Here is a 25,277-nt window from a genome sequence, read left to right as displayed (position 1 = left end):
CGCGTGGCCAGCGGCTCGGGATCGGCCACGCAGAGGCCTCGGGCGCGGTCGGCAGGCGTGGGAGTTTAACCCTCCGGCGCGATCGCGCCAGTCTTGGCCGCTCGGGCTTGGCCGAAGCGAGACCTCCACCGCGCCGTCGATCGCCCAGCCTGAGCAGGAGCTCGTCAAAATTTCGTCAAGGACTGCTCTGGTTGCGACGTCAGCACAGGCATGGGCGGCAGCCGCCGCTTGCAGTAAAATCCAGCACCCTTGACCGCTCCAGTGCCGTATTCAGGATGTCCCATGGCTCACCGTGACGCTCTGCAGATGCTTCGCACCTACCTGACCAGCCAGATCCTTGGCCAGGAAACCCTGGTGGAGCGCCTGCTCATCGCGGTGCTGGCGGATGGTCATCTGCTGGTGGAAGGTGCCCCGGGGCTGGCCAAGACCAAGGCCATCAAGGACCTGGCGGAAGGCCTGGAGGCCGATTTCCACCGCATCCAGTTCACGCCCGACCTGCTGCCGGCCGACATCACCGGCACCGAGATCTATCGCCCGGACACGGCGACCTTCTCCTTTCAGCAGGGGCCGATCTTTCACAATCTGGTGCTGGCCGACGAGATCAACCGGGCGCCGGCCAAGGTGCAGTCCGCGCTGCTGGAAGCCATGGCCGAACGCCAGGTGAGCATCGGCCGCACCTCCTATGCCCTGCCCGACCTCTTCCTGGTGATGGCCACCCAGAATCCCATCGAGCAGGAAGGCACCTATCCGCTGCCCGAGGCCCAGCTCGATCGCTTCCTGATGCACGTCAAGATCGGCTACCCCGACGCCTCCGTGGAGCGTCGCATCCTGGCCCAGGCCCGTGGCGAAGCGCTGGACGGCGAGACCCTGCCAACCGAGCGCGTCACCCAGGCGGAGATCAATGCGGCTCGTCGCGAGGTGCTCGGGCTGTACATGGCCGATGCCGTGGAGGAATACCTGGTCCAGCTGATCATGGCGACCCGCACCCCGGGGCGCTTCGACCAGGACCTGGCGCACTGGATCACCTATGGCGCCAGCCCGCGTGGCTCCATCGCCCTGGATCGCTGCGCCCGCGCCCATGCATGGCTGGCCGGGCGGGACTTCGTCAGCCCGGAGGATATCCAGGCGGTGGTCTTCGACGTCCTGCGCCACCGCGTCATCCTGTCCTTCGAGGCGGAAGCCGCCGGTATCGATCACGACCGGGTGGTGCAGCGCATCCTCGATCTGGTGGCCGTGGCCTGAGATGGCCGAGCGCAACGGCGTGACCCTGAGCCTGGCCGAGCTCATCGAAATGCGCCACCGGGTGGTCGAAGTGCAGCTGTTTTCCGCCGCCGGACGCCGCAGCCCGCTGATCGGCCTGCACCACTCGCGCCTGCGCGGCCGCGGGGTGGATTTCGACCAGGTGCGCGCCTATCAGCCCGGCGACGACGTCCGGGCCATCGACTGGCGCGTCACCGCCCGCACCCGCGAACCCCATACCAAGCTGTTCCATGAAGAGCGCGAGCGCCCGGTCTATCTCCTGCTGGAGCAGAGTCCGCGCACCTTCTTCGGCACCCGCCAGCAATTCAAGTCGGTGCTGGCCGGGCGGCTGGCCGCGCTGATCGGCTGGGCGGTACTGGAGCACAACGACCGTATCGGCGGCATGATCTTCGGCGGCGAACGCCTGCACGAGGTGCGCCCACGGCGCAGCAAGCAGAATCTGCTGCGCTTCTTCGATCACCTGGTCAACGCCAATCGGGCGCTGCAGGACCCGGCCCTGGCCCAGGTGCCGCGCATCACCTTCAACCAGGTCCTGCGCCGTGCTCGCGAGGTGCTGCGTCCCGGCAGCCTGGCGCTGGTGATCTGCGACGAGCGCAGCCTGGACGTGGCCACCGAGCAGCACCTCACCCTGCTTTCGCGGCACAGTGACCTGGTCCTGCTGCCGCTCTCCGATCCGCTGGATCATGCATTGCCCCAGGCCGGCCTGCTGCGTTTCACCAGCGGCCAGGCCGAGGTGGAGCTGGATACCGATCGCGCCGACGTCCGCCAGGGCTATGCCGAGCAGGCCGCGCAGCGTCGTGAACGCTGGACCGAACTCAGCCTGCGCCTGGGCATTCCGCTGCTGCCGCTGTCCACGGCGGACGATCTGGTCGAACAGCTGCGGCACCTGTTGCGGCAACATCGCCCGGGGTACACCTCGTGACCTCCGGCCTGCCGACGCTGGAGCCGCTGCGGCTGCCAGCGGAACCGGCCTGGTGGCCACCGGCGCCGGGCTGGTGGTTGCTGCTGCTGGTCGTGGTGGCCCTGGGTTTCTTTCTGCGCCACCGTCGCGGCCGGCGGCCGCTGGACAGCGCGCTCCCCGTCGAGGCGACCACCGAAGAGGATCTGCGTACCACCGCCCTGGCCGAACTGGCCCGCCTGCCGCGTCCCTATGGCGCGCCGGCCGGACCCTGGCTGCAGGCGCTGAATGCGCTGCTCAAGCGCCTCTGCCGCGCCAGCTATCCGGATCAGCTCAGCCAGACCCTGAGCGGCCGCGACTGGCTGGCCTTTCTCGATTCGCGCTGCCCGGCGGCCGGCCTGACGCGCTACATGATTCTGGTGGACGGCGGCTATCGCCCGGACTGCCGCCTGAATGACCGCGTCATCGACGGCCTGCAGGACGCCGTCGCCACCTGGATCCGCAAGCATGTTTGAATTCGCCTGGCCCTGGCTGTGGCTGCTGTTGCCGCTGCCCTGGGCGCTGCGCGTGCTGTTGCCCGCGGCCGACAGCGGCCAGGCGGCCCTGCGCGTGGAATTCCTCGGTGAACTCGAACACCTGGGCGGACGCATCCGTCACACCGGCGGCCTGAGCGGCACTCGCCGCCTGCTGCCCTTTCTGCTGGGCTGGCTACTGATCCTGGCCGCCGCGGCGCGCCCGCAATGGGTGGGACCACCCCAGCCGCTGGACGTAAGCGGGCGCGACCTCTTGCTGGCGGTGGACGTCTCCGGGTCCATGGACACCCCGGACATGCCGCTGGGCGACGAGAATGTCAGCCGCCTGACGCTGGTCAAGCAACTGCTCGGCCGCTTCATCGACAGTCGCCAGGGCGATCGTGTCGGCCTGATCCTGTTCGGCTCCCAGGCCTATCTGCAGGCGCCCCTGACCGCCGACCGACGCACCGTGCATGCCCTCCTCGAAGAAGCCCAGATCGGCCTGGCCGGGCGCAACACGGCGGTGGGCGACGCCGTGGGCCTGGCGGTCAAGCACCTGCGCAAGCGGCCGGACAACAGCCGCACCCTGATCCTGGTCACCGATGGCGCCAGCAACGGCGGCGTGGTGACGCCCGAGGTGGCGGCCAGCCTGGCGGCCAGCGAGCGGGTACGCGTCTATACCCTCGGTATCGGTGCCGATCCGGACACCCTGGGCGCCGGCGCGACACCCAGCGATCTCGACGAACCCATGCTGCGTCACCTCGCCGAGGTCACCAACGGCGCCTATTTCCGGGTGAGATCCAGCATCGAACTGGCCGCCGTGTCGCGCCAGCTTGATCGGCTCGAACCCATCCGCCAGCAGCCGGACCAGGCCCGTCCCACCCGTGAACTCTATCCCTGGCCGCTGGCCGGGGCGCTGCTGCTCGGCCTGGCCCTGGCGCTCGGCCGCCTGCCGTGGCCGCAGCGCTGGCAGCGTGGAGGCAAGGCCCGATGAACGACTGGCTGCCGCTGTTCCTGCGTCCCGGTTGGCTACTGGCCCTGGTGCCGGTCGCCCTGGTGATCGGCTCGCTGCGCCGACGCCGGCATCGCCACGGGCACTGGCAGGCGCTGCTGCCTCCGGCGCTGCAACCCTGGCTGCTCAGTGACAGCGATCGCCAGCGCTCGCCCCTTGGCCTGGTGCTGCTGGGCCTGGCCGGGGTGCTGGCCTGTCTGGCGCTGGCCGGCCCCAGCTGGCAGCAGGGCGAAGCGCAGAGCTTTCGCCGCAACGATCCGCTGGTGGTGGTGCTGGCGCTGACGCCCGACCTGCTCGCCACCGACGTCACCCCGAACCGCCTGCTGGCCGTGCAGCGCAAGCTGCAGGATCTGCTCAAGGCGCGCCAGGACGGCGAGACCGCCATCGTCGTCTATGCCGGCAGCGCCCACACCCTGGTGCCCCTGACCGACGACCTGCCGACCATGGACAACCTGCTCAAGGCGCTGCGGCCGTCGATCATGCCGGTGCCCGGGCGGCGCGCCGACCTGGGGATCGCCCAGGCCCTGGAGCTGCTCGGTCCGGCGCCCAGCGCCAGTGCCCGGTTGCTGCTCATCGCCAGCGACCTGGACGACCGCGAGCGCCTGGGTATCGAGCGCCAGCTGCAGGGTCGACTGCGCCAGCTGGCGATCCTCGGCCCGGGTACGCCCCAGGGCGCGCCGGTGGCCGCCGAGACCGGCAACTACCTGAGCGACGCCGCCGGCGGCATCCGCATCGCTCGACTGGACGAAGGCCACCTGCAGGGCGTCGCCCAGGCACTGGGCGGGCACTATCAGCGCTTGCAGCGTGACGACGGCGACCTGCGCCGTCTCGGCCTGCTGGAGCGTCCCGGCGCTGTGCGAGCCAGCGACGGCCGGGCCCCCGCGGACTGGCGCGACCAGGGTTACCTGTTGCTGCTGCCTCTGCTGCTCCTGGTCGCCTGCGGCGCGCGCCGCGGCTGGCTGCTGAGCCTGCCCTTCTGTCTGCTGCTGACGCCCCCTCCGGCGCAGGCCGGCAGTTGGGACGACCTCTGGCTGCGGCGCGACCAGCAGGCCCTGCAGCTGCTGACCGACGACCAGGCTGGCGCGGCCGCCGAGCTCTTCAGCGACGAGCGCTGGCGCGGCGTGGCGCTCTATCGCGCCGGCGACTTCAGCGGCGCCGCCGCGGCGTTCGCCCGGGATCCGTCGGCGGACGGCCACTACAATCGCGGCAACGCCCTGGCCATGGCCGGACGCCTGGAAGAGGCCCTGCGCGCCTACCGGGCGGCACTGGTGCTGCGCCCGGATCTGACCCCCGCCCTGCGCAATCGCAATCGCCTCGAACGTCTGCTCGCCCAACGCGCCGCAGCCCAGGCCGAGGCCGCCGCCCGCAGTCGCAAGGCGCAGAACGCCAGCCAGAGCAGCACCCAGGCGGACGAACCGGCCAATAGCGGTACCCCGCCGTCCGCTGCAACCGCCGCGGCCAGCCCGCAGCAGCAGGCCCAGGCCGGCGCGGACTGGCTCGTCAGTCCCGCCTATGCCGAAGATCCCCTGGCGGAAGAACAGCGTCAGGCGGCCGAACAGTGGCTGCGGGAGATCCCCGACAACCCGGCCGAGCTGCTGCGCCGCAAGTTCTGGTACCAGCAACAACAACGCGAGGAGAACGCGCTGCAATGAAGTCCTATCCGTTGCTGCTGCCCCTCGCGCTGCTCGCGCCCCTGCTTCAGGCGGCGGATCTCAGCGCCCGTCTGGAGCGCAACCAGCTCAGTCAGAACGAGACGCTGGAGCTCATCCTCGAGACCACCGACCCCGCCCAGTTCGGCAAGCCCGATCTCGGCCCGCTCGAGCAGGACTTCCGCGTGCTCGGGGTGCGGCAGAACAGCCTGCCGCCCGGTGAGCGGGTGACCACGCGCTGGAACGTGACCCTGCAACCCAAAGCCAGTGGCGCCCTGACCATTCCCGCCCTGACCCTGGACGGCGCCCGCAGCCAGCCACTGACCGTTACCGTGGAGGCCACCGCCGCCAGGCGCCAGACCCGCGACCCTGTCTATCTGGAAGCCGCGGTGGAGCGCACCCGGCTCTATGTGCAGGCGGAGACCATCCTGACCATCCGCCTCTACCACGCGGTGGCGCTCTATGACGACCATGTGCTCACCCCGCCCAATCCCAGCGATGCGCGGGTGGATCTGCTCGGCACCCCCCAGGTCTACGAGCGCGACGTCGAGGGGGTACGGCATGGCGTGATCGAATGGCGCTACGCCATCCATCCGCTGCAGAGCGGTACCCTGGTGCTGCCGCCCCAGACCTTCAGCGCCACCCTCGCCGGTGGCCTCGACGACAGCTCGCGCGCTGGCCAGCCGATCCAGCTGCGCACCCCGGCGCTGACCCTGGAGGTTCTGCCACAACCGGCCAGTTATCCGGCGCAGACGCCCTGGGTGCCGGCGCGCAGCCTAACCCTGACGCAACAATGGAATCCCGCGCCGGAAGACGCCCGCGAGGGCAGCGCCCTGACCCGCACGCTGCAGCTGCGTGCCGAAGGCCTGGCACCCGGTCAGCTCCCCCCGCTGGTGCTGCCCGAGATCGAGGGCGTTAAGCGCTATGCCGAGCAACCGCGGCTGTCGCTGCAGACCCAGGCGCGCGGGCTGGTCGGGCAACGCGAGGAACGGGTCGCCCTGATTCCCACATCCACGGGTGACAAGGTCCTGCCGCCGGTGGAGGTGGTCTGGTGGAACACCGAGACCGATACCCTCGAACGCGCCACCCTGCCCGCCCAGCCCCTGGTGGTCGCCGAGGATCCGACGCTGCAACCGGTGGCATCAGCGGCGGCCAAGATCACCGGCAGTGACCGGGGACTCTGGCGCTGGCAGCTGGCGACGGCCTTCTTCGCCCTGACCACCCTGCTCGGCTTCGGCCTCTGGTGGCGCGCCCGGCGTCAGCCGGCGGTGTTGCCGACCGTGCCCGATCTCGACAGCCGCCTGCAGCGCGAAGAGCTGCGCCGCGCCTGCCAGAGCAACGATCCCCACGTCACCCGTCACGCCCTGGACGCCTGGGCCCGACAGCAACCGGAAACCCTGGCGGCCATGGGGGCACGTTTCGAGCCCCTGGCCGCCGCGCTCGACGACCTCAATGGGGCGCTCTATAGCGAAGCCGGTCAGCGCTGGCAGGGCGAAACGCTCTGGCAGGCGATCAATGCCCTGCCGCCGCTGACGCCGGCAGCCGTGCACGACACCCTGCCACCGCTCTATCCGCGCTGAGCGGCTTCTTCCAACTGCGCCAGCCGCTCTTCGAGGGCGGCGATGCGGTCTTCCAGCGCCTCCAGCCGGCCTTCGCGTCCGCCGGCAGGGGTAGCGCTCTCGGCGGCACTACCCAGCTGCGCGACCTGGGCATCGCGCTCTGCCGCGTTGCCGAACAGATGCAGATAACGCTCTTCGCGCTGGCCAGGCTGTCGCCCCAGGCCGGTGGCCAGGCCGCGGGCGATCAGCCGCTCCAGATGGTGGCGCACCTGCTCAATATCATCGAAGGCGTGCATCCGGCCGCTGCGGGCCAGCAATTCGCCCAGGGTCTGGGGCCCGCGCAGGAACAGCAGGGCGCAGAGCACCCACTGGGGTGGAGGGAGTTCCAGGGCCCTGTCCAGCCGCTGTTCCCAGCGATCCGCCCGGCTGCCCATGACCAGGCGGGCCAGGCCGCGTTCCTCCAGACGTCGCAGCCCCTGCCCCACTTCGCCCGGGGTGAGGTTGAGCACCGGCTCGCGGCTGGTCTTCTGGTTGCAGGCCAGCACCAGGGCATTGAGGGTCAGGGGATAGCTTTCCGGGGTGGTCAGCTGCTTCTCGATGAGACTGCCGAGGACGCGGATCTCGGTAGCCTCCAGCGGCTCTTCGGCAAAGGCGGGGGTGACTGCTTGGCTCATGGCGGACTCCGCTTGGATGACTCGCCAGCCTAGCCTGCTCTCAAAGCCGTCGCCACTGCGGCAGCCCGATCAGCACCACCGCGCCCACGATGACCAGCATGGCCAGCGCTTCGGCCGCACCGATCCGTTCTCCGGCGAACAGGGTACCCAGCAGCACCGCCACCACCGGATTGACGTAGGCGTAGCTGGTGGCGGCCGCCGGCCGTACCCGCCCCAGCAAATAAAGATAGGCACTGAAGGCGATCAGCGAGCCGAACACCACCAGATAGCCCAGCGCCAGCCAGCCACCCAGGGCCGGCCAGTGCTGCAGGCGCTCGCCGCTGAGGTAGCTGGCGCCGAGCAGCACCGCGCCCGCCACCAGCATCTCCACCGCGCTGGCCATGGCGCCACGCGGCAATGGCAGGTAGCGACTCCAGATCGAGCCGAAGGCCCAGGCCGCCGCGGCGAGCAGGATCACCGCGGCCCCGAGCGGCGTGGCGCTCATGGTATCGCCCAGATTGAGCAGGGCGATCCCCACCAGGCCCAGGGCGATGCCGGCCCATTCCAGCAGGGTATTGCGCTGCCCCCAGAGCAGACCGAACAGCAGGGTGAACAGGGGACCGTGGCGATCGACAAGGCGGCGATACCGGAAGTCACGCCCCAATGCTCGGCCAGGGTCACCCCGCCGTTGCCGACGCCCAGGAGCAGGATGCCGATCACCGCGGCCGCGGCGGTCTCGCGCGCCGTTGGCCAGGGCGCCCCGCGCCAGCGCAACCAGCCCAGCAGGAGACTCCCGGCGATGAGAAACCTCAGCCCCGCCATCAACAGCGGTGGCCAATGGGCCACGCCGATGCGAATCACCAGATAGGTGGAACCCCAGACCACATAGAGCGCGAAGAAGGCTGCCAGCAGCGGCAGCCAGCTGGGCAGGCGTGGCGGCGCGAGGCAGGGCGAGGCGGAGGTGTCCATGCGCGAGAGCTTCCTGAGGGGTCAGGCTGCCATTGTAGAAGCGCGTGAGGCGCCGGCTAAGATACAGTCAAGAGAGAAACGGCCGACCAGCCTTTGATTCAGCATACTTTAGGGATGGAGACCTTCGATTCGAAGGCAGGGAAACGGACATGGACCATATTGATCGTCGGCTCATCGACCTGCTGCTGGTGGACGGCCGCGCCAGCTACGCGGAGCTGGGGCGCCGGCTGAACCTCTCCGCCCCGGCCATCGCCGAACGAGTCGCCAAGCTGGAAGACACCGGCATCATCACCGGCTATGGCGCCCGTATCGACCGCCGCGCCCTGGGCTACGGCACCGAATGCCTGATCTCCCTGCGCCTGCACAGCACCAGTCAGGGCCCGGTATTGAAGAAGCTTGAGGCCCTCCCCCAGCTGCTCGCCTGTCACCGGGTCACGGGCGAAGACTGCCTGATGCTGCGGGTCGCCGTACGCGACATGGGCGAACTGGAGAGCCTCATCGATCAGCTGACCCGATTCGGCATGAGCCGGACCGTGGTGGTGCTGTCGACGCCCTTCGAGCGCCCGCTGCCGCTCATGCCCAGCTGAAGACGCGCATAAAAAAGCCCGGCGCCTCACGGCACCAGGGCTGGCGGAGTACGACCCCCTAGATGAAGGAATCGTCGTCGCCACTGTCGTCGAAGAAGCCGCTACCACCGCCGGTATCGCCATAGTCGGCGGCGTCTTGGAAGCCGGCGTTATCCTGGAAACCACCGGCATCCTGGAAACCCCCGCCATTGTCGTAGCTGGCGTTGTCCGCCCAGCCTCCCTGGGAGCCGGCATCGGCCAGGCCCTGGTCGGCGGTCGGGGTCTCGTTGATGACGTTGACGATCTCCTCGGGTTGCGAGTGATGGAACAGGCCCGAGATAGCCTGGGCCGCCAGCACGCCACCGGCGACCCCGGCCGCGGTCTGCAGCGCACCGCCCATGAAGCCGCCCATGCGGGAAGGCGCGGCCTGGGGCGCGCCATAGCCGGGTGCGGGCTGGGCATAGCCGGGATTGGACTGGGCATAACCCGGATTGGCGGGACGCGGCGCTGCCGGACCCGGGTCATTCCAGCCGCGCGACGGCGCGGCGTTGGCCGGTGCCTGACCGCCCGTTGCCTGGCTGCTGCCACCGCCGAACAGGCTGGAGAGGAAGCCACCGCTGCTTGGACGATTCTGCTGGACCTGGGCCATCTGGCTTTCCAGCTCCTTGACGCGCTGGTCCAGCCGCTTGATGGCGGCCTCCTGGATCAGCATCGCCTGGGCCATGTAATAGGGAGCCGCGGGCTGCTCGCGCAGGCGCTGCTGGATCAGCGCCTCGGCTTCCCGGTCACGGGGTGCGGTCTGGGCTTCCGTGGTCTTGAGACGGTCGAACAGACCTTCGATCAGCTGGCTTTCTTCGCGTTGCATGATGACCCTCCCGCAGACGGTCTACTGGCGGCCTTCCCCTGGGAACGGCCTGGATATCGAAAGGCGCAGCAGCCTGCGCTGCTATGCCAGATAGAGGCGTTGTAGCAGCTTTTCAAGCAGGACACGCGCTATGTTCAGCGCGGATTCAGCCAGCCCTCCCCGCCTTGGCATCACTCTTCTGAAGGGACAGCGGGGTGACGAGTTCCAGCGCCGCGCCGGTGACTGGACAACCGGCCTGTGCTGGGGGAGTCTGCCGCTTTGCCCGCGAGACTCGCCCATGCAGCCGCTGCTTATCCTCATCGACCAGCAACAGGGGATCCGCGCGCCCCATCTGGGCCCACGCAACCACCCGGACGCCGAGCTGCGCATGGGCGACCTGCTGGCGGCCTGGCGCCAGGCCGGAGCGCCCTTGCTGCACGTCCGGCACCTGTCGCGCAGTCCGACTTCGGTGTTCTGGCCGGGACAGCCCGGCGTGCAATTCCAGCCGGCGCTGGCGCCGCTGCCCGGCGAGACGGTGTTCGACAAGCAGGTCCCCGACGCCTTCGCCAACAGCGGCCTGGAGCGCTGGCTGCACCAGCGCGGCATAGCCTCACTGCTGATCTGCGGCGTGGCTAGCGAGAACTCGGTGGAGGCCACCGCGCGCAGCGCCGGCAATCTGGATTTCACCACCTGGGTCGCCGAAGACGCCTGCTACACCTTCGCCAAGACCGACTTCGCCGGTCGGCCGCGCAGCGCCGAGGAGGTCCATGCGATGGCCATGGCCAATCTGCACGGCGAATACGCCACCGTCACCTCCAGCGCGGCCATGCTCGAACGTCTGCGGACGAACGGGTCGCCCTGCTAGACTGCCCTCCTGCCCGTCTGGAAGAGCTGCATGAACCCTGTCGATATCCTGCGCGACTCGCTGTCTTTCTTTGCCCGCAATCTGCGGCCCCTGGCCGTCCTCACCCTGCCCTGGCTGCTGCTCGAAGCCCTGCTGCGCTATCAGGTGCTGGAACGCTTCGGCGCCAGTGGCGGCCTGTGGGACATGCTGGTGAGCCTGCTCTGCTATCCGCTGTACACCGCCGCCCTGCTGATCTTTCTGGAGGCACGCACCCAGGGTAATACCCCGCGCCTGAGCGGCGTGTGGGGCGCCGCCCTGCTGCTCTGGCCACGCTTCGCCCTCCTCGCGGCCTTGACCTCGGGGCTGGTGATGCTGGGCTTCTCGCTGTTGATCGTGCCGGGCTTTCTGATCATGGCCAAGCTGGCTTTCGCCGAGAATCTGCTGGTGCTGGAGGGACGGGCGCCGCTGGACGCCCTGCGTGGCAGCTTCCGGCTGAGCCGCGGGCACTTCTTCACCCTGCTGGCGTGCATCCTGGCCACGGTCCTGCCGGCCTGGCTGCTCGACGCCTGGATCACCCGGCATTTCGCCGAGGCCGCGGTAACGGAGATCGCACTGCAGACCTTCTCGGGCTTCCTGCAGCTGATCCCCAGCATCGCCGTCTACCGCATCTACATGCTGGTCAGGCAGAACGCCTGACCTGGCCACTTACCACATCAGGTCATCCGGAACCTGATAGGCGGCATAGGGATCGTCCGGATCCGGCTCGCCGCTCTGCACGTTGAGCAGCACCACCCGCTTGGGATCGCGCTCCTGGATGCGCTCGGCGGTAGCCCGGGGCACCACCTCGTAGCGGCCTTCGTAGCGCACGATGGCCAGACTGCCCTTGCTGAGCTTGTCTCTCATCATGACGTTGACCGACAGGCGCTTGACCTTCTTGTCGTCGACGAAGTTGTAGTAGTCCTCGGTGCTCAGCTTGGGCAGGCGGCTGGTCTCGATCAACTGCTTGATCTGTGCCTGCTCGGCCTTGCGCTTCTTCTTGTCTTCCTGAGCGCGATTGAGCTCCTGGTCCTTGGCCAGCTTCTCCGCCTGGGCCTGCTGGACAGCCAGCTCCTGGGAGCGGTCCTTTTCCGTCTGCCCGCGATGCTCCATGCGGGTCTGCTTCTGCTTCTGCTTGACGGCCTGCTTGGCCTGCTTTTCATTGACCAATCCAGCTTTCAGCAGCTGGTCGCGTAGGGACATGCTCATCGATACGACTCGTCTAGATCATCCAAGGGGGCGCGACTCGAAAGCGGCCGCGCGCCAGGGTGTCCATCCTGCGCAGCCGACGAAGCGAGTGCAAGCCTTTCTCTGGGGTGAAATAATGCGGTCATTACCTATCCGCCCCTGGTTCGGGCGCTGCCGATCACAATTCGCCCATGATTACCTTCGCGATCGTCCTGCTCTTCGTCGCCAGCGTGCTCTTCGTCCACCTTCGCGGACGCGCTCGGCTGCCTTTCCTGCGCCAGCTGGTCAACCACTCGGCGGTGTTCGCCCCCTACAACGCCCTGATGTACCTGTTCTCCAGCGTGCCGTCCAAGCCCTATCTGGATCGCAGCCGCTTTCCCGAGCTGGACGTGCTCAAGGACAACTGGCAGGAGATTCGCGTCGAAGCCCTGCGGCTGTTCGACGAGGGCTATATCCGCGCCGCGGAAAAGGACAATGACGCCGGCTTCGGTTCCTTCTTCAAGAAGGGCTGGAAGCGTTTTTACCTGACCTGGTACGGCGAGCCGCTACCTTCCGCCCAGACGCTCTGCCCGCGGACCGTCGAACTGGTGCGGCAGATCCCCAACGTCAAGGGCGCCATGTTCGCCCTGCTGCCGGGTGGAAGCCATCTGAACCCCCATCGCGATCCCTTCGGCGGCTCGCTGCGCTACCACCTGGGCCTGGCCACGCCGAACTCGGACGCCTGTCGCATCTATGTCGACGGCCAGCCCTATGCCTGGCGCGACGGCGAAGACGTGATGTTCGACGAAACCTACGTGCACTGGGTCAAGAACGAGACCGATCAGACCCGGGTCATCCTCTTCTGCGACGTCGAGCGTCCGCTGCGCAACCGTCTGCTGACCCGCGTCAATCAGGCGGTCAGCCGTTTCCTCGGCAGAGCCACGGCGCCGCAGAACGTCGAAGGGGAGCGCGTCGGCGGCATCAACCAGGCCTATGCCTTCAGCAAGAGGTTCGGGGATCGCATCGGGGGTGGCGTGAAGAAGTTCAAGCGGCGCCATCCCAAGGCCTACCGCATCGCCAAGCCAGTGCTGGCGGTACTGGTAGTGATTGCGCTCTACCACTGGATCGTCAGCTGAGGCAGCGATCCTGCGCCACCGGCCTGATCAGCCGGAACGCTGCTGGCGCTGCCGATGCAGCCGCGCCACCAGCTCAGCTTCGGCCTGTGACAGACCACAGGCCTGAGTGAGATCGTCGGCGCTGGCGCCCAGCCCCACCAGGCGTGCCGCCTGGGAAAACGACAGACTGGTGGGATCGCTCTGCTCGATCTGGGTCAGGCGATCGGGCAAGGGTGCCACCACCTGGGCCAGCCCCTGCACCTGTTCGCCCATGCGTACCTGCCCGGCCTGGTAGGTTTCCAGGCGTTTGAGCAGGATCTGCATGCGCTTGTCGACCAGGGCCTCCCGCTCGGCCAGCTTGGCCGCCTGTTGCTGCTGGCGCTGCCAGAGCAACCAGCAGCAACCACCGAGGCCGGCACAGGCCAGCCCTAGGGCAACGCTGAGCAGGATCAGCCCGACGAGCATCAGATGCTTTCCAGCTCCGACCACTCTTCTTCGGTCATCAGCTTGTCAAGCTCGACCAGGATCAGCAGCTCGCCGTTCTTGTTGCACACGCCCTGGATGAACTTGGCGGACTCGTCATTGCCGACGTTCGGTGCGGTTTCGATCTCCGACTGCCGCAGATAGACCACCTCGGCCACGCTGTCGACCAGGATGCCGACGACCTGCTTGTCGGCCTCGATGATGACGATACGGGTGTTGTCGGTGACCTCGGTAGGCAGCAGACCGAAGCGTTGACGGGTGTCGATCACCGTCACCACGTTGCCGCGCAGGTTGATGATGCCCAGCACGTAGCTCGGCGCACCCGGGACCGGAGCGATTTCGGTGTAGCGCAGGACTTCCTGGACCTGCATCACGTTGATGCCGTAGGTCTCGTTATCCAGGCGGAAGGTGACCCATTGCAGGACCGGATCTTCGGAACCCTGTGCGGACGTTTTTTTCATGTTCCCTAGCCTCGTCAAATACCGCACGTGCGGCGAAGCGGGCGAACCCGCCGGTTAGTTGCAGCGGGCAGCCCTAGCGACGGCCACCCACCACCTGTTCAGCGAGCGCCGCCACATCCAGCAGCGCACACATCTGATCGATCACCGTACCGGCCAGCCACGGCCGGGTAGCGCGCTGATTCCGCCATTTGACCTCGGCGGGATCCAGCCGTACCGAATGGCTGACGCCATGCACGGCCAGGCCCCAGTCCAGGCCTTGCAGCGATATAACGAATTTCAGGCCTTCGCGATAGTCGTCGCGGTAGCGCTCGGGCATTACCCAACGCGCCGCGTCGAGCACGCGCAGGTTGCCTGCCTGGCAGGGTAGCAGGCCCAGGAACCAGTCTGGCTGACCAAACAGCGGCGTCAACTCTTCGTCGGTCAGCGGGTAGATGGAGCCCAGGCACACCAGGGGCGCGGCCAGGGTCAGGCCGGCCACGTCGAACAGCAGGCATTCGAAGGGTTCTTCGCCCCACTCGGGGCGACCTTCCAGGTGCACGGCGCCGGGCGGTACGCCAGCCGCGGCGGCGGGCTGCACCGCCGGGGTACCGAGAGCAATGCCCTCCACCATCGGACGCGCCGGCTCGGCGGCGGGGGCCAGTTCGGGGACACGCCAGTCCAGCTCGATGTCGGTTTCCGGCGGCAACGGCACCTGGGTTGCAGGCTGCAGCACCTCGGGCAGGGCGACGCCGGCACGGCGGGCTGCCAGCGGCACGACCCGGGGTTGCCACGCGGCATCCCGTTCGAGCTCCTCGCGCACCGCGGCGGCGAATTCGTCTTCGCTCACGCTGGCGATCGGCGCCGCCGGTGCCACCACGGAAGCCACGACCGGCGTGGATTCGGCGGTCGGCAGTTCCAGGAACGCGTCCAGCAACAGGGCATCGAGATAGCCCTGGAGGACACGCTGAGGACGATTGTCGAGAGACGTCGGTTGGCTCATGGCGATCTACGTGGGTGAGTTGTCCAGCCTATCGGCCGGCAGGGTGGAAAACTTGAATCAGGCGACCTGGCTGCTGGGCGCGCCGTCGAGCAGATGCCGCAGCAGCGCCCGGTAGGCAATGACGCCGCGGCTGTTCACCTCGTGGCGCGACGGCACCTGCCCGGAACGACTGGCGTCGCGCAGCCGCGTATCGATGGGAATGAAGGCCTGCCACAGCTGCGCCGGATAGGTGCTGCGCAGCACCTTGAGCGTACCGATGGAGGCCTGGGTACGGCGGTCGAACAGGGTCGGCACTATGGTGTAGGGCAGCGCCTGCTTGCGCGAGCGGTTGATCATGGTCAGGGTGTTGACCATGCGCTCGAGCCCCTTGAGCGCGAGGAACTCGGTCTGGGTCGGAATCACCAGATGCTGACTGGCCGCCAGGGCATTGACCATCAGCACGCCGAGCAACGGCGGACTGTCGATCAGCACATGATCGAAGTCGTTCCACAGCTGTGCCAGGCTTTTGGAGATCACCAGGCCCAGGCCGCTCTGGCCGGGCGACTGACGTTCCAGGGTAGCCAGCGCCGTGCTGGACGGCAGCATCGACAGCTGCGGATGACTGGTGGGCAGCAGCAGCCGCTTCGGCAGGCCCTCCGGAACCTGACCACCGTGCTGGAACAGGTCGAACGCGCTGTGTTCGAGGCTGTCCGGATCCTGACCGAAATAGCTCGTCAGGGAGCCGTGGGGATCGAGATCCACCAGCAGGACGCGCTTGCCTTCATCGCCAAGCAACCCGGCGAGGGCAACGGTGGTGGTGGTCTTGCCCACCCCACCCTTCTGATTGGCGACAGCCCAGACTCTCATGTGCAGACTTCCTCCCGACGACACGACCAGCCGGGTCAAGGTGCCGGCTTGGTGGCCGGCGACGAAGATTTGACAGGCGCCACCCCGGGCGCCGGTTCTCCAGGCGATGCTGCAGATTGTGTGCCAGTCGACGAATTTTGCAAGGTGCTCTGTGGCCGAAACAGGTCGAGATTGCGCGAGATCAGCAGAACCACGCGCCGATTGCGGGCGCGATTGACGTCGCTGGTGTTGTCGACCACCGGCTGATAGGCGCCATAGCCCACCACGGCCAGGCGCTGCGGCGCGATGCCGTTGCCGATCAGCAGCCGCACGATACTGGCCGCCCGCGCCGCAGACAGTTCCCAGTTGGTGGGATACAGCGCCGTGCTGATGGGGCGGTCGTCCGTATAGCCCTGTACCTGGATCGGATTCTTGAACGGCGCCAGAATCTTGGCCACCTTCTCCATGAGGCCGAAGGCGGGATTGCTCGGCAGGGAGTCGCCGCTGGCGAACAGCAGATTGGAGCTGAGTTCGATCTCCAGCCACATCTCACTGGCCTTGATGTTCAACTGGTCGCCGGCGATGAGATCGCCGAAGGTGGCGCGCACGCTGTCGGCGATCTGCTGCAGCGGGTCACTGGGGGTGCCCCTGGCCGGCTGAGCGGCACTGGCGTCCATCACCGTGGGTGTCACGCCCGCGGGACGCTGATCGCCGAGGGGAATGGGTTTGAGCGAGCGCTCCGGCTGACTGAAGATGCCCGACAGGCTGTCCGAAAGCACCTTGTACTTGCTTTCGTTCAAGGAAGAGATGGAATACATCACCACGAAAAAGGCGAACAGCAGAGTAATGAAGTCCGCGTAGGAGACCAGCCAGCGTTCGTGGTTCTCGTGTTCTTCGGGACGGCGGCGGCGACGAGGCATGCGGCGTCCTCCTAGTCCAGAAAACCTTGCAGCTTCATTTCGATGGAGCGGGGATTCTCACCCTCGCCGATGGACATCAGCCCTTCCAGCAGCATTTCCCGGTAGCTGGACTGTTGCTGGGCCAGCGCCTTGAGCTTGTTGCCGACCGGCAGCAACAGTAGGTTGGCGAAGCCGACACCATAGATGGTGGCGACGAAGGCCACGGCGATGCCGCTGCCCAGCTGGGAGGGATCGGCGAGATTCTGCATGACATGGATCAGGCCCATCACCGCGCCGATGATCCCGACCGTGGGTGCATAGCCACCCATGGCTTCATAGACCTTGGCGGCAGCGATGTCGCGATCTTCCTGACCGTAGAGATCCACCTCGAGGATGCTGCGCAGGGCCTCGGGCTCGGTGCCGTCCACCAGCAGCTGCAGGCCCTTGGCGGCATAGGGATCGGCTTCGCGGGCGACCAGGGGTTCGAGACCCAGCAAGCCTTCCTTGCGCGCAACGTTGCTCCAGTTGACCACCTTGCGGATGCCGCCAACGAGGTCCAGCCGTGGCGGTACGAACACCCAGGCCAGCATGGTGAGGGCCCGGCGCAGTACCGGCAGGCGGGTCTGCAACAGGACGGCACCGAGAGTGCCGCCGACCACGATCAGCGCCGCCGGGGCGTTGGCCAGGGCGGTAAAGGAACCGCCCTCCAGCAGGTTGCCACCCATGATGGCGGTAAAGGCCAGCAGGATGCCGATGAGACTGAGAACGTCCACGCTCAATGCCCTTCTGGCCAGAGAACGCCTGCCGTCACGAACAGGCCTCGGTCAGGTGTCTGCCGATGTCGTCCAGGCCATAGATGGCGTCGGCCAGATTGGCCTTGGCGATGGCCATGGGCATGCCGTAGATGACGCAGCTGGCTTCGTCCTGGGCCCACACCTGGCTGCCGACCTGCTTGAGCATCCGCGCGCCTTCGCGGCCGTCGGCGCCCATGCCGGTCAGGACCACCGCCAGCACCTTGTCGGCATAGGCCTTGGCCGCGGAGCCAAAGGTCACGTCGACGCAGGGTTTGTAGTTGAGGCGCTCGTCGCCGGGCAGGATCTTTACTGTGCCGCGGCCGTCCACCATCATTTGCTTGCCACCGGGTGCCAGCAGAGCCAGTCCCGGACGCAACTGGTCGCCGTCCTCGGCTTCCTTGACGCTGATGCGACAGAGCTTGTCCAGGCGCTCGGCGAAGGCCTTGGTGAAGGCCGCCGGCATGTGCTGGATCAGCACCAATGGTGCCGGGAAATTGGCTGGCAGCTGGGTAAGCACCCGCTGCAGAGCGACCGGGCCGCCGGTGGAGGTGCCGATGGCCACCAGGCGATAGTGCTTGCGCTTGGGCGGCGGCGAAGCCGGAGCCGTGGCTACATGACTGGCAGGAGCGCTGCTGGGCGCCACCGGACGCGCCGCCGGGCGAGCGGTGGCCGGCGCGGTCGCGGCACTCGCGGGCGTAGCCGGCGCGACGCTGGGGGCCACGGCGAAGCGCCGGTTGGAACGAGCGATATGGTGGATCTTCTCGCACAGCAGCTTTTGCACACTGGCGGGATTGCGCGAGATGTCCTCGAAATTCTTCGGCAGGAAGTCGACCGCGCCAGCATCCAGGGCATCCAGGGTGACCCGGGCGCCTTCATGGGTGAGCGAGGAGAACATCAGCACCGGAGTCGGGCACTTCTGCATGATGTGGCGGACCGCGGTAATGCCGTCCATCATCGGCATCTCGTAGTCCATGGTGATGACATCGGGTCGCAGCGCCAGGGCCTGGTCGACCCCTTCGCGCCCGTTGCTGGCCGTGCCCACCACCGAGATGTTGGGATCGGCCGCCAGGATTTCCTTGAGCCGACGCCGGAAGAAGCCGGAATCGTCCACCACCAGTACTTTTACCGGCATACGTTGAAACTCCTAACTGGGGCGGCGCAGGCCGCCCGATGGCGCCAGGCCCAGGGCCCGACGCCGCTCGTATCGGGCCGACTCAGAGTCCGCGACGGGCGTAGCGCTTGAGCATGCTGGGCACATCAAGGATGAGCGCGATGCGCCCGTCGCCGGTGATAGTCGCTCCGGACATGCCGGGCGTTCCCTGCAGCATCTTGCCGAGTGGCTTGATGACCACCTCTTCCTGGCCCACCAGTTGATCGACCACGAAGCCGATGCGCTGGGTGCCCACCGAGAGGATCACCACATGCCCTTCCCCCTGCTCCACATGGGCCGCATTGGGCACCAGCCAGCGCTTGAGGTAGAACAGCGGCAGCGCCTTGTCGCGCACCACCACCACTTCCTGGCCGTCCACCACGTTGGTGCGGGACAGGTCGAGGTGGAAGATCTCGTTGACGTTGACCAGCGGGAAGGCGAAGGCCTGGTTGCCCAGCATCACCATCAGCGTCGGCATGATCGCCAGGGTCAGGGGCACCTTGATGACGATCTTGGAGCCCTGGCCCTTGGTCGAGTAGACGTTCAGGGTACCGTTGAGCTGGCTGATCTTGGTCTTGACCACGTCCATGCCCACGCCACGACCGGAGATGTCGGAGATCTCGGCCTTGGTGGAGAAACCCGGGGCGAAGATCAGGTTGAAGCACTCGGTCTCGGTCAGGCGATCGGCCGCGTCGCGGTCGAGCAGGCCTTTTTCCACGGCCTTGTTGCGCAGCAGATCCGCGTCCATGCCCTTGCCGTCATCAGAGATCGACAGGAGGATATGGTCGCCTTCCTGTTCGGCGGAGAGCACTACACGCCCCGCGCGGGACTTGCCGTTCTCTTCACGCTCGGCTGGCCCTTCGATGCCGTGGTCGACCGCGTTGCGCACCAAGTGCACCAGCGGATCGGCCAGGGCCTCGACCAGGTTCTTGTCCAGGTCGGTTTCTTCGCCGACCAGCTCCAGATTGATCTCTTTCTTCAGGCTGCGCGCCAGATCGCGGACCAGGCGCGGGAAGCGGCCGAAGACCTTCTTGATCGGCTGCATCCGGGTCTTCATGACCGAGGTCTGTAGATCGGCGGTGACTACGTCGAGATTGGACACGGCCTTGGCCATGGCCTCGTCGCCGCTGTTCAGGCCCAGACGCACCAGGCGGTTACGCACCAGTACCAGCTCGCCGACCATATTCATGATCTCGTCCAGCCGTGCGGTATCGACCCGCACGGTGGTCTCCGCCTCGCTGGTGGGACGTTCGGCGGGCGCTGCCGCTGCCGGCTTGGGCAACGCGGCCTCGGCAACCGGAGCCGATTTCGGCACGGGTGCAGGTGCAGGCTGAGGCGCAGCTACCGGTGCCGGCGCAGCAGCAGCAGCAGCAGCAGGTGCGGCTACAGTGTCGGCAGCTGCCGCGGGACCACTGAATCTGCCCTTGCCGTGCAATTCGTCGAGCAGGGATTCGAATTCGTCGTCGGTGATCTCGTCACCACCCGCCGCCGCCGGAGCCGCTGCAGCCGGGGCGGCTCCGGCCGGTGCCGCGGCCTCGCTCGCGACGAACTTGCCCTTGCCGTGCAATTCGTCCAGCAGGGCCTCGAATTCATCGTCGGTGATGTCATCACCGCTTGCGGCAACGGCAGCAGGCGCTGCGGCAGCAACCGGCGCTGCGGCCGGCGCGTCATGGAACTTGCCCTTGCCGTGCAACTGATCAAGCAGGGCTTCGAATTCGTCATCGGTGATGTCGTCACCACTGGCGGTCGCAGGCGCTGCCGCTGCCGCACTCGGCTCGCTACCCAGGGCATCGAGCAGATTCTGGAAATCGGCATCGCTCAATTCCGGCTCGGCAGCTGCAGCGGCAGCGGCGGGCGCCGGTGCCGCGACCACCGGAGTGGCAGCTACGGGCGCAGCCGCTACCGGCGCCGGTTCGCTGCCGGCCGGGTCGGCCAGGCGGGCCAGCGCCGCCAGCAACTCGGGCGAGGCCGGGGTCGGCTCTTCGCGTTCCCGAACCTGACCAAACATCTCGTTGACGGAATCCAGTGCCTGCAGCACCACATCCATCAGTTCGGCATCCACGCGGCGTTCGCCCTTGCGCAGGATGTCGAAAACGTTTTCCGCGATATGACAGCACTCGACCAGGGTATGGAGCTGCAGGAAACCGGCACCGCCCTTTACGGTATGGAAGCCACGAAAAATGGCGTTCAGCAGATCCATGTCATCCGGACGGCTTTCCAGCTCGACCAATTGTTCCGACAACTGTTCGAGAATCTCGCCGGCCTCTACCAGGAAATCCTGGAGGATCTCTTCATCGGCGTCGAAGCTCATTCCTGCACTCCCCAAGAGGGTCTGGGTCAGAAGCCCAGACTGGATAGAAGATCGTCGACGTCGACCTGAGCGGCCACGACGTCTTCACGCTTATCGGCATGAATCTGCGGACCTTCACCCTTCATCGTCTTTTCTTTTCGATTCTGTTCGATCAGCGCGCTGTGATCGTGACTGAAGCCGGTATAGCGATCGACCTGGCTGGCCATCATCACCAGCTTGACGAGGTCTTTCTCGATCTGCCCGACGAGATTGACCACGCGCTTGATCACCTGACCGGTAAGGTCCTGGTAGTCCTGCGCCAGGAGGATGTCGTTGAGCTTGGCCGACAGTTGTTCGGCGCTGCTCTCGCTGTGGCTGAGGAAGGCATCGACGCGCTTGGCCAGCTCGCGGAATTCGTCCGCGCCCATTTCCCGGCGCATGAACTTCTTCCAGTCGGCATGCACGGCACGGGCTTCGTCGCCGAAGTTGCCCACCAGGGGCGCGCTCTCCTCCACCAGATCCATGGTCCGATTGGCGGCGTTCTCGGTCATCTTCACCACGTAGGAGAGACGATCGGTGGCATCGCTGATCTGGGAAACCTCTTCGCCGGCCATGCCGCGCGGATCGATCTCGAAGTTGACGATGGCGTTGTGCAACTCGCGGGTCAGCTTGCCGACTTCCTGGTAGAGCCCCCGGTCACGCAACTGGTTGAGTTCATTGATGACATGCACCGCCTGGGTGAAGTCGCCACTTTCCAGGCATTTCACCAGCTCCTGGGCGTGCTGTTTTAGATTCGACTCGAAGTCGCTGAAGCTGTTGGTGCCAAGCTGATCCATAACGTCCCCGCGGCTTTCTTCAGCCGTTCACCCGCTCGAAGATCTTGTCGATCTTTTCTTTCAGCACCTGGGCGGTGAAAGGCTTGACCACATAGCCATTCACGCCGGCCTGAGCGGCTTCGATGATCTGCTCACGCTTGGCCTCGGCGGTCACCATCAGCACCGGCAGAGTCTTCAGGCGCGCGTCGGCGCGTACCTGGCGCAGCAGGTCGATGCCGGTCATGCCGGGCATGTTCCAGTCGGTGACGAGAAAATCGAAGTTGCCGCTCTGCAACATCGGCAGGGCGGTGTTGCCGTCGTCTGCTTCGGCGGTATTGGTGAATCCCAGATCGCGCAGCAAATTCTTGATGATGCGTCTCATCGTGGAAAAATCATCCACGATGAGGATTTTCATGTTCTTGTCCAAGTCGACCTCCGTCCTAATCCGCACACACGCCGCAAGGCGCGCCTAAGCAATCGTAGTAGCCTGAGTACCAGCCGGTTAACGCGAACGCCATTCCGCCAGCCGCGCCCGCAGGCGTGCCGCGCATTGACTGTGAAGTTGGCAGACGCGTGACTCGCTCACGCCCAGCACCTCGCCGATTTCCTTGAGGTTGAGTTCCTCGTCGTAATACAGCGAGAGCACCAGACGTTCACGCTCCGGAAGATTGGCGATGGCGTCGGCCAGGGCCTTGCGGAAGCGCTCGTCTTCCAGACCGCGACCGGGTTCGAGTTCATGCGAACCGCTCTCCTCGAGCCCATGCTCACCACCCTCCATGAGGTCGTCGAAACTGAACAGGCGACTCCCCATGGTGTCGCCAAGGATGCCGTAGTACTCATCCAGACTCAATTTAAGTTCGGCCGCGACTTCGGAATCTTTAGCGTCGCGACCCGTGCGCGCTTCCACGGCGCGAATGGCGTCGGTGACCATGCGCGTGTTGCGGTGCACCGAGCGCGGCGCCCAGTCGCCCTTGCGGACCTCGTCGAGCATGGCGCCGCGGATGCGGATGCCGGCGTAGGTCTCGAAGCTAGCGCCCTTGCCGGCGTCATATTTGCGCGAGGCCTCCAGCAGACCGATCATGCCGGCCTGCATCAGGTCCTCGACCTGCACACTGGCCGGCAGACGCGCCAGGAGGTGGTAGGCGATGCGTTTCACCAACGGCGCGTAGCGGTTGATGAGTTGCTCCTGCTGGGTACGTTCCGAGGTTTTGCTGTACATGCGAAGCCCGCTAGATGCTGTCATGCGTGGGTACCGATGGCTGGTTGCACAAGGCGCTCGACAAAGAACTCGAGATGGCCGCGCGGATTGGCGGGCAACGGCCAGCCATCGACTCTCTGAGCTACCGCACGGAAGGCCAGCGAGGCCTTGGCACGCGGAAAGGCTTCGAACACGGGGCGCTGTTTCTGTACGGCTTTGCGCACCGCCTCGTCGAACGGAATGGCGCCCACATACTGCAGGGCGACATCCAGGAATCTGTCGGTCACCTTGGTCAGCTTAGCAAAGAGATTGCGACCTTCCTGGGGCGTCAGCGCCATGTTCGCCAGAACCCGGAAACGGGTGACGCCATGGTCGCGATTGAGCAGCTTGATCAGGGCGTAGGCATCGGTGATGGAGGTGGGCTCGTCGCACACCACCACCAGGACTTCCTGGGCGGCGCGAACGAAGCTGACCACCTGGTCGCCGATGCCGGCAGCGGTATCGACGATGAGCACATCGAGGTTCTCGCTGATGTCGCTGAAGGCCTGGATCAGACCGGCGTGCTGGGCCGGCGTCAGATTGACCATCGCCTGGGTGCCCGAGGCCGCCGGAACGATGCGGATGCCGCCCGGGCCGTGCAGCAGCACGTCGCGCAGCTCGCACTCGCCGGAGATGACGTCGGCCAGGGTGCGCTTGGGCGACAGGCCGAGCAGAACGTCGATGTTGGCGAGGCCCAGGTCGGCGTCGAGCAGCATGACGCGCCGCCCGATATCGGCCAGGGCCAAGGCCAGGTTGACCGACACATTGGTCTTGCCGACACCGCCTTTACCGCCCGTGACCGCTATGACTTGGACGGGATGCATGCTACCCATTGCCTGATACCTTTGATTGAAATCCGTCACACTTTAGACTAAGTGCATTTGGCGTGCCCAGGCATGCAATGCACCACTACCGTTCGTCTGCGCTAACCGGCGCGGCGGGCATTGCCTTGATACAGGCCGGCAAGCATGCCGGCCATGGTTTCTTCGCTCGGCTCCTCGGAGGCCTGTAGGCTCACCGCACGGCTCACCAGCTGGTGGCTGCGGGCCGGATGCAGGTCGTCCGGGATACGCGGGCCGTCGGCGATATAGGCCACCGGCAGACGCTGGCTGATGGCCAGGCCCAGGGCTTCGCCGAGGCTGGCGGCTTCGTCCAGCTTGGTCAGCACGCAGCCACTCAGGCCGCAGCGCCGATAGCTGTGGTAGGCCGCCTTGAGCACCTGGCTCTGGCTGGTGACACCCAGTACCAGATAATTGCGAATCTTCAACTGGCGGTTGGCCAGGGCTTCGAGCTGCACCTTGAGCGCCGGATCATTGGCGGGCATGCCCGCGGTGTCGATCAGTACCAGGCGCTTGCGCGCCAGGGGTGCCAGCGCCTGGGCCAGGGACTGGCCGGGATCGACCAGGGTGACCGGCACGTCGAGAATGCGGCCGAGGGTCTTGATCTGCTCCTGGGCACCGATGCGGAAGCTGTCCATGCTGACCAGCGCCAGACTCTGGGGGCCGTACTTGAGCACGTAGTTGGCGGCGAGCTTGGCCAGGGTGGTGGTCTTGCCCATGCCGGCCGGACCGACGAAGGCGACGACACCGCCCTCCTCCAGGATCTTGGCGTCGGTGGTCTTGGCCAGCTGGGCGAAATTGGCCAGCAGCATGCGCCAGGCATGCCGCGGGTCCTGGATCTTGGCGACGCTGTCGAGCAGGTGGCGAGCCAGATCGGCGGGCAGGCCCATGCGCTGCAGACGGCGCCAGAGGCCGGCCTGTTGCGGACGGGTGGACTGCACCTGGGTCCAGGCCATGGAACCGAGCTGGACTTCCAGCAGTTCACGCAGGCCGCTGAGTTCGCTGCGCATGGCTTCCAGGGCGCGGCGGTCTTCCGGCGCGGCGCTGGCGGCAGGGGCGGCGGCGGCCGGCTGAGGGGCACGTGGCGGGGCGATTACCGGCTCGCGACGGCTGTCGGCGGCGCTGATGGCGCCGAGCAGCTGCTTGTCCTTGGGTGCGGCCGAGGGCACGCCCGGCGCGCGGATGCTGAGGTCGGCATGGGCCTGGGCGATCTTCGCATGGGTCTTGCGCAACTCCGCCTGCAGCTCCGCGTTGGGCGCGGCCGGTGCCGGAGCCTGGTAGTCCAGCGCCGCGGTCAGCTCGACCCCGCCGGCGACCCGGCGGTTGCTGAGGATGGCGGCATCCGGGCCCAGCTCGTCGCGTACCAGCTTCATGGCTTGACGCATATCGGCAGCGAAGAAACGTTTGACTTGCATGATCTA

General features: G+C 66.7%; 26 protein-coding genes and 1 pseudogene. 10 read left to right on the top strand and 17 right to left on the bottom strand.

Annotated features, from left to right (window positions below; translation table 11 throughout):
• Positions 1-282 precede the first annotated feature (282 nt).
• Genes OMP44_RS02420 through OMP44_RS02395 form a run of 6 tightly spaced genes read left to right on the top strand, consistent with a single transcriptional unit; the run spans position 283 to position 6,911 of the window.
• Positions 283-1,242 carry an AAA family ATPase gene (locus OMP44_RS02420; RefSeq protein ID WP_133862363.1) on the top strand — a complete coding sequence of 320 codons (960 nt, stop codon included), beginning with the start codon at positions 283-285 and terminating at the stop codon, positions 1,240-1,242.
• A 1-nt stretch (position 1,243) separates the two neighbouring features.
• On the top strand, positions 1,244-2,182 hold the full coding sequence (locus tag OMP44_RS02415; protein ID WP_133862364.1) for a DUF58 domain-containing protein: 939 nt from the start codon (positions 1,244-1,246) through the stop codon (positions 2,180-2,182).
• Entirely contained in the window at positions 2,179-2,673 is a 495-nt protein-coding gene (locus OMP44_RS02410; RefSeq protein ID WP_158896749.1) for a DUF4381 domain-containing protein, read from the top strand. Before OMP44_RS02415 ends, OMP44_RS02410 begins: the two co-directional genes overlap by 4 nt.
• Complete coding sequence (locus tag OMP44_RS02405; protein WP_273861486.1) at positions 2,666-3,664, top strand: VWA domain-containing protein; 999 nt, start codon at positions 2,666-2,668, stop codon at positions 3,662-3,664. The genes OMP44_RS02410 and OMP44_RS02405 overlap by 8 nt, the downstream gene beginning before the upstream one ends.
• Entirely contained in the window at positions 3,661-5,334 is a 1,674-nt protein-coding gene (locus OMP44_RS02400) for a tetratricopeptide repeat protein (RefSeq protein WP_273861485.1), read from the top strand. The genes OMP44_RS02405 and OMP44_RS02400 overlap by 4 nt, the downstream gene beginning before the upstream one ends.
• On the top strand, positions 5,331-6,911 hold the full coding sequence (locus tag OMP44_RS02395; RefSeq protein ID WP_280306246.1) for a BatD family protein: 1,581 nt from the start codon (positions 5,331-5,333) through the stop codon (positions 6,909-6,911). The genes OMP44_RS02400 and OMP44_RS02395 overlap by 4 nt, the downstream gene beginning before the upstream one ends.
• On the opposite strand, the gene OMP44_RS02390 is transcribed toward OMP44_RS02395, so the two are convergent.
• Together OMP44_RS02390 and yedA are read right to left on the bottom strand one after the other, a co-directional pair.
• Positions 6,899-7,564, bottom strand: a complete 666-nt coding sequence (locus tag OMP44_RS02390; RefSeq protein ID WP_280306245.1) for a YceH family protein — start codon at positions 7,562-7,564, stop codon at positions 6,899-6,901. The genes OMP44_RS02395 and OMP44_RS02390 overlap by 13 nt on opposite strands.
• 40 nt (positions 7,565-7,604) lie before the next feature.
• A pseudogene (gene yedA, locus OMP44_RS02385) lies at positions 7,605-8,512 on the bottom strand (drug/metabolite exporter YedA).
• Positions 8,513-8,661: 149 nt separating this feature from the next.
• Between yedA and OMP44_RS02380 the strand changes: the two are divergent.
• Positions 8,662-9,099 (top strand): Lrp/AsnC family transcriptional regulator, encoded by a 438-nt coding sequence (locus OMP44_RS02380; protein WP_280306244.1) that lies wholly within the window; start codon positions 8,662-8,664, stop codon positions 9,097-9,099.
• A gap of 58 nt (positions 9,100-9,157) precedes the next feature.
• On the opposite strand, the gene OMP44_RS02375 is transcribed toward OMP44_RS02380, so the two are convergent.
• Positions 9,158-9,943 (bottom strand): DUF2076 domain-containing protein, encoded by a 786-nt coding sequence (locus OMP44_RS02375; RefSeq protein ID WP_273861481.1) that lies wholly within the window; start codon positions 9,941-9,943, stop codon positions 9,158-9,160.
• Between the two features lie 277 nt (positions 9,944-10,220).
• On the opposite strand from OMP44_RS02375, the gene OMP44_RS02370 reads away from it, so the two are divergent.
• Entirely contained in the window at positions 10,221-10,787 is a 567-nt protein-coding gene (locus OMP44_RS02370; protein ID WP_280306243.1) for a cysteine hydrolase family protein, read from the top strand.
• A gap of 30 nt (positions 10,788-10,817) precedes the next feature.
• On the top strand, positions 10,818-11,462 hold the full coding sequence (locus tag OMP44_RS02365; RefSeq protein ID WP_280306242.1) for a YciC family protein: 645 nt from the start codon (positions 10,818-10,820) through the stop codon (positions 11,460-11,462).
• Positions 11,463-11,471: 9 nt separating this feature from the next.
• On the opposite strand, the gene OMP44_RS02360 is transcribed toward OMP44_RS02365, so the two are convergent.
• Complete coding sequence (locus OMP44_RS02360; protein WP_133862375.1) at positions 11,472-12,011, bottom strand: DUF2058 domain-containing protein; 540 nt, start codon at positions 12,009-12,011, stop codon at positions 11,472-11,474.
• 170 nt (positions 12,012-12,181) lie between these two features.
• Here OMP44_RS02360 and OMP44_RS02355 point away from each other — a divergent pair, with 170 nt between their 5' ends.
• Positions 12,182-13,105 carry an aspartyl/asparaginyl beta-hydroxylase domain-containing protein gene (locus OMP44_RS02355; protein WP_280306241.1) on the top strand — a complete coding sequence of 308 codons (924 nt, stop codon included), beginning with the start codon at positions 12,182-12,184 and terminating at the stop codon, positions 13,103-13,105.
• A 27-nt stretch (positions 13,106-13,132) separates the two neighbouring features.
• Here the strand turns inward: OMP44_RS02355 and OMP44_RS02350 are convergent, their stop codons facing one another.
• The 13 genes from OMP44_RS02350 to flhF form a co-directional block, all read right to left on the bottom strand.
• On the bottom strand, positions 13,133-13,549 hold the full coding sequence (locus OMP44_RS02350) for a DUF2802 domain-containing protein (protein WP_133862377.1): 417 nt from the start codon (positions 13,547-13,549) through the stop codon (positions 13,133-13,135).
• Positions 13,549-14,028 carry a chemotaxis protein CheW gene (locus OMP44_RS02345; protein ID WP_007160357.1) on the bottom strand — a complete coding sequence of 160 codons (480 nt, stop codon included), beginning with the start codon at positions 14,026-14,028 and terminating at the stop codon, positions 13,549-13,551. Before OMP44_RS02345 ends, OMP44_RS02350 begins: the two co-directional genes overlap by 1 nt.
• A 73-nt stretch (positions 14,029-14,101) precedes the next feature.
• Positions 14,102-15,007 (bottom strand): chemotaxis protein CheW, encoded by a 906-nt coding sequence (locus OMP44_RS02340; RefSeq protein ID WP_280306240.1) that lies wholly within the window; start codon positions 15,005-15,007, stop codon positions 14,102-14,104.
• A 57-nt stretch (positions 15,008-15,064) separates the two neighbouring features.
• Positions 15,065-15,853 carry a ParA family protein gene (locus tag OMP44_RS02335; RefSeq protein WP_208691981.1) on the bottom strand — a complete coding sequence of 263 codons (789 nt, stop codon included), beginning with the start codon at positions 15,851-15,853 and terminating at the stop codon, positions 15,065-15,067.
• Positions 15,854-15,888: 35 nt separating this feature from the next.
• Positions 15,889-16,752, bottom strand: a complete 864-nt coding sequence (gene motD, locus OMP44_RS02330; RefSeq protein ID WP_273861477.1) for a flagellar motor protein MotD — start codon at positions 16,750-16,752, stop codon at positions 15,889-15,891.
• A gap of 11 nt (positions 16,753-16,763) precedes the next feature.
• Entirely contained in the window at positions 16,764-17,504 is a 741-nt protein-coding gene (locus tag OMP44_RS02325; protein WP_280306239.1) for a flagellar motor protein, read from the bottom strand.
• Positions 17,505-17,538: 34 nt separating this feature from the next.
• The gene (locus OMP44_RS02320) at positions 17,539-18,657 is read right to left on the bottom strand and encodes a protein-glutamate methylesterase/protein-glutamine glutaminase (RefSeq protein ID WP_280306238.1); all 1,119 of its coding nucleotides are present in this window, start codon (positions 18,655-18,657) and stop codon (positions 17,539-17,541) included.
• Between the two features lie 82 nt (positions 18,658-18,739).
• Positions 18,740-20,986, bottom strand: a complete 2,247-nt coding sequence (locus tag OMP44_RS02315) for a chemotaxis protein CheA (RefSeq protein WP_280306237.1) — start codon at positions 20,984-20,986, stop codon at positions 18,740-18,742.
• A 26-nt stretch (positions 20,987-21,012) separates the two neighbouring features.
• On the bottom strand, positions 21,013-21,801 hold the full coding sequence (locus OMP44_RS02310) for a protein phosphatase CheZ (protein WP_133862384.1): 789 nt from the start codon (positions 21,799-21,801) through the stop codon (positions 21,013-21,015).
• A gap of 19 nt (positions 21,802-21,820) precedes the next feature.
• Positions 21,821-22,195 carry a chemotaxis response regulator CheY gene (locus OMP44_RS02305; protein ID WP_169853335.1) on the bottom strand — a complete coding sequence of 125 codons (375 nt, stop codon included), beginning with the start codon at positions 22,193-22,195 and terminating at the stop codon, positions 21,821-21,823.
• An 87-nt stretch (positions 22,196-22,282) separates the two neighbouring features.
• Positions 22,283-23,023 carry an RNA polymerase sigma factor FliA gene (fliA, locus tag OMP44_RS02300; RefSeq protein WP_027597968.1) on the bottom strand — a complete coding sequence of 247 codons (741 nt, stop codon included), beginning with the start codon at positions 23,021-23,023 and terminating at the stop codon, positions 22,283-22,285.
• Positions 23,020-23,850: a flagellar synthesis regulator FleN gene (gene fleN, locus OMP44_RS02295; RefSeq protein ID WP_133862385.1), complete on the bottom strand. Its 831-nt coding sequence runs from the start codon at positions 23,848-23,850 to the stop codon at positions 23,020-23,022. Before fleN ends, fliA begins: the two co-directional genes overlap by 4 nt.
• 92 nt (positions 23,851-23,942) lie before the next feature.
• Positions 23,943-25,271: a flagellar biosynthesis GTPase FlhF gene (gene flhF / locus OMP44_RS02290; protein WP_273861474.1), complete on the bottom strand. Its 1,329-nt coding sequence runs from the start codon at positions 25,269-25,271 to the stop codon at positions 23,943-23,945.
• Positions 25,272-25,277: the final 6 nt, after the last annotated feature.

It is taken from the genome of Pseudomonas flavocrustae (genome assembly GCF_029872515.1).
Classification (GTDB): Bacteria; Pseudomonadota; Gammaproteobacteria; order Pseudomonadales; family Pseudomonadaceae; genus Chryseomonas; species Chryseomonas aestiva.
Note: the sequence above shows the minus strand (reverse complement) of the source record. Positions and strands in the feature narration are given on the sequence as shown.

Bases quoted from the DNA above. Each gene is read 5' to 3' on its own strand.
- OMP44_RS02390 (WP_280306245.1), bottom strand. From the start codon at position 7,564: ATGAGCCAAGCAGTCACCCCCGCCTTTGCCGAAGAGCCGCTGGAGGCT.
- OMP44_RS02305 (WP_169853335.1), bottom strand. From the start codon at position 22,195: ATGAAAATCCTCATCGTGGATGATTTTTCCACGATGAGACGCATCATC.
- OMP44_RS02420 (WP_133862363.1), top strand. From the start codon at position 283: ATGGCTCACCGTGACGCTCTGCAGATGCTTCGCACCTACCTGACCAGC.
- OMP44_RS02350 (WP_133862377.1), bottom strand. From the start codon at position 13,549: ATGCTCGTCGGGCTGATCCTGCTCAGCGTTGCCCTAGGGCTGGCCTGT.
- OMP44_RS02335 (WP_208691981.1), bottom strand. From the start codon at position 15,853: ATGAGAGTCTGGGCTGTCGCCAATCAGAAGGGTGGGGTGGGCAAGACC.
- OMP44_RS02340 (WP_280306240.1), bottom strand. From the start codon at position 15,007: ATGAGCCAACCGACGTCTCTCGACAATCGTCCTCAGCGTGTCCTCCAG.
- OMP44_RS02310 (WP_133862384.1), bottom strand. From the start codon at position 21,801: ATGGATCAGCTTGGCACCAACAGCTTCAGCGACTTCGAGTCGAATCTA.
- OMP44_RS02320 (WP_280306238.1), bottom strand. From the start codon at position 18,657: ATGCCGGTAAAAGTACTGGTGGTGGACGATTCCGGCTTCTTCCGGCGT.
- OMP44_RS02365 (WP_280306242.1), top strand. From the start codon at position 10,818: ATGAACCCTGTCGATATCCTGCGCGACTCGCTGTCTTTCTTTGCCCGC.
- OMP44_RS02415 (WP_133862364.1), top strand. From the start codon at position 1,244: ATGGCCGAGCGCAACGGCGTGACCCTGAGCCTGGCCGAGCTCATCGAA.
- OMP44_RS02315 (WP_280306237.1), bottom strand. From the start codon at position 20,986: ATGAGCTTCGACGCCGATGAAGAGATCCTCCAGGATTTCCTGGTAGAG.
- fleN (WP_133862385.1), bottom strand. From the start codon at position 23,850: ATGGGTAGCATGCATCCCGTCCAAGTCATAGCGGTCACGGGCGGTAAA.
- OMP44_RS02355 (WP_280306241.1), top strand. From the start codon at position 12,182: ATGATTACCTTCGCGATCGTCCTGCTCTTCGTCGCCAGCGTGCTCTTC.
- OMP44_RS02370 (WP_280306243.1), top strand. From the start codon at position 10,221: ATGCAGCCGCTGCTTATCCTCATCGACCAGCAACAGGGGATCCGCGCG.
- flhF (WP_273861474.1), bottom strand. From the start codon at position 25,271: ATGCAAGTCAAACGTTTCTTCGCTGCCGATATGCGTCAAGCCATGAAG.
- OMP44_RS02375 (WP_273861481.1), bottom strand. From the start codon at position 9,943: ATGCAACGCGAAGAAAGCCAGCTGATCGAAGGTCTGTTCGACCGTCTC.
- motD (WP_273861477.1), bottom strand. From the start codon at position 16,752: ATGCCTCGTCGCCGCCGCCGTCCCGAAGAACACGAGAACCACGAACGC.
- OMP44_RS02360 (WP_133862375.1), bottom strand. From the start codon at position 12,011: ATGAGCATGTCCCTACGCGACCAGCTGCTGAAAGCTGGATTGGTCAAT.
- OMP44_RS02400 (WP_273861485.1), top strand. From the start codon at position 3,661: ATGAACGACTGGCTGCCGCTGTTCCTGCGTCCCGGTTGGCTACTGGCC.
- OMP44_RS02380 (WP_280306244.1), top strand. From the start codon at position 8,662: ATGGACCATATTGATCGTCGGCTCATCGACCTGCTGCTGGTGGACGGC.
- OMP44_RS02405 (WP_273861486.1), top strand. From the start codon at position 2,666: ATGTTTGAATTCGCCTGGCCCTGGCTGTGGCTGCTGTTGCCGCTGCCC.
- OMP44_RS02345 (WP_007160357.1), bottom strand. From the start codon at position 14,028: ATGAAAAAAACGTCCGCACAGGGTTCCGAAGATCCGGTCCTGCAATGG.
- fliA (WP_027597968.1), bottom strand. From the start codon at position 23,023: ATGACAGCATCTAGCGGGCTTCGCATGTACAGCAAAACCTCGGAACGT.
- OMP44_RS02395 (WP_280306246.1), top strand. From the start codon at position 5,331: ATGAAGTCCTATCCGTTGCTGCTGCCCCTCGCGCTGCTCGCGCCCCTG.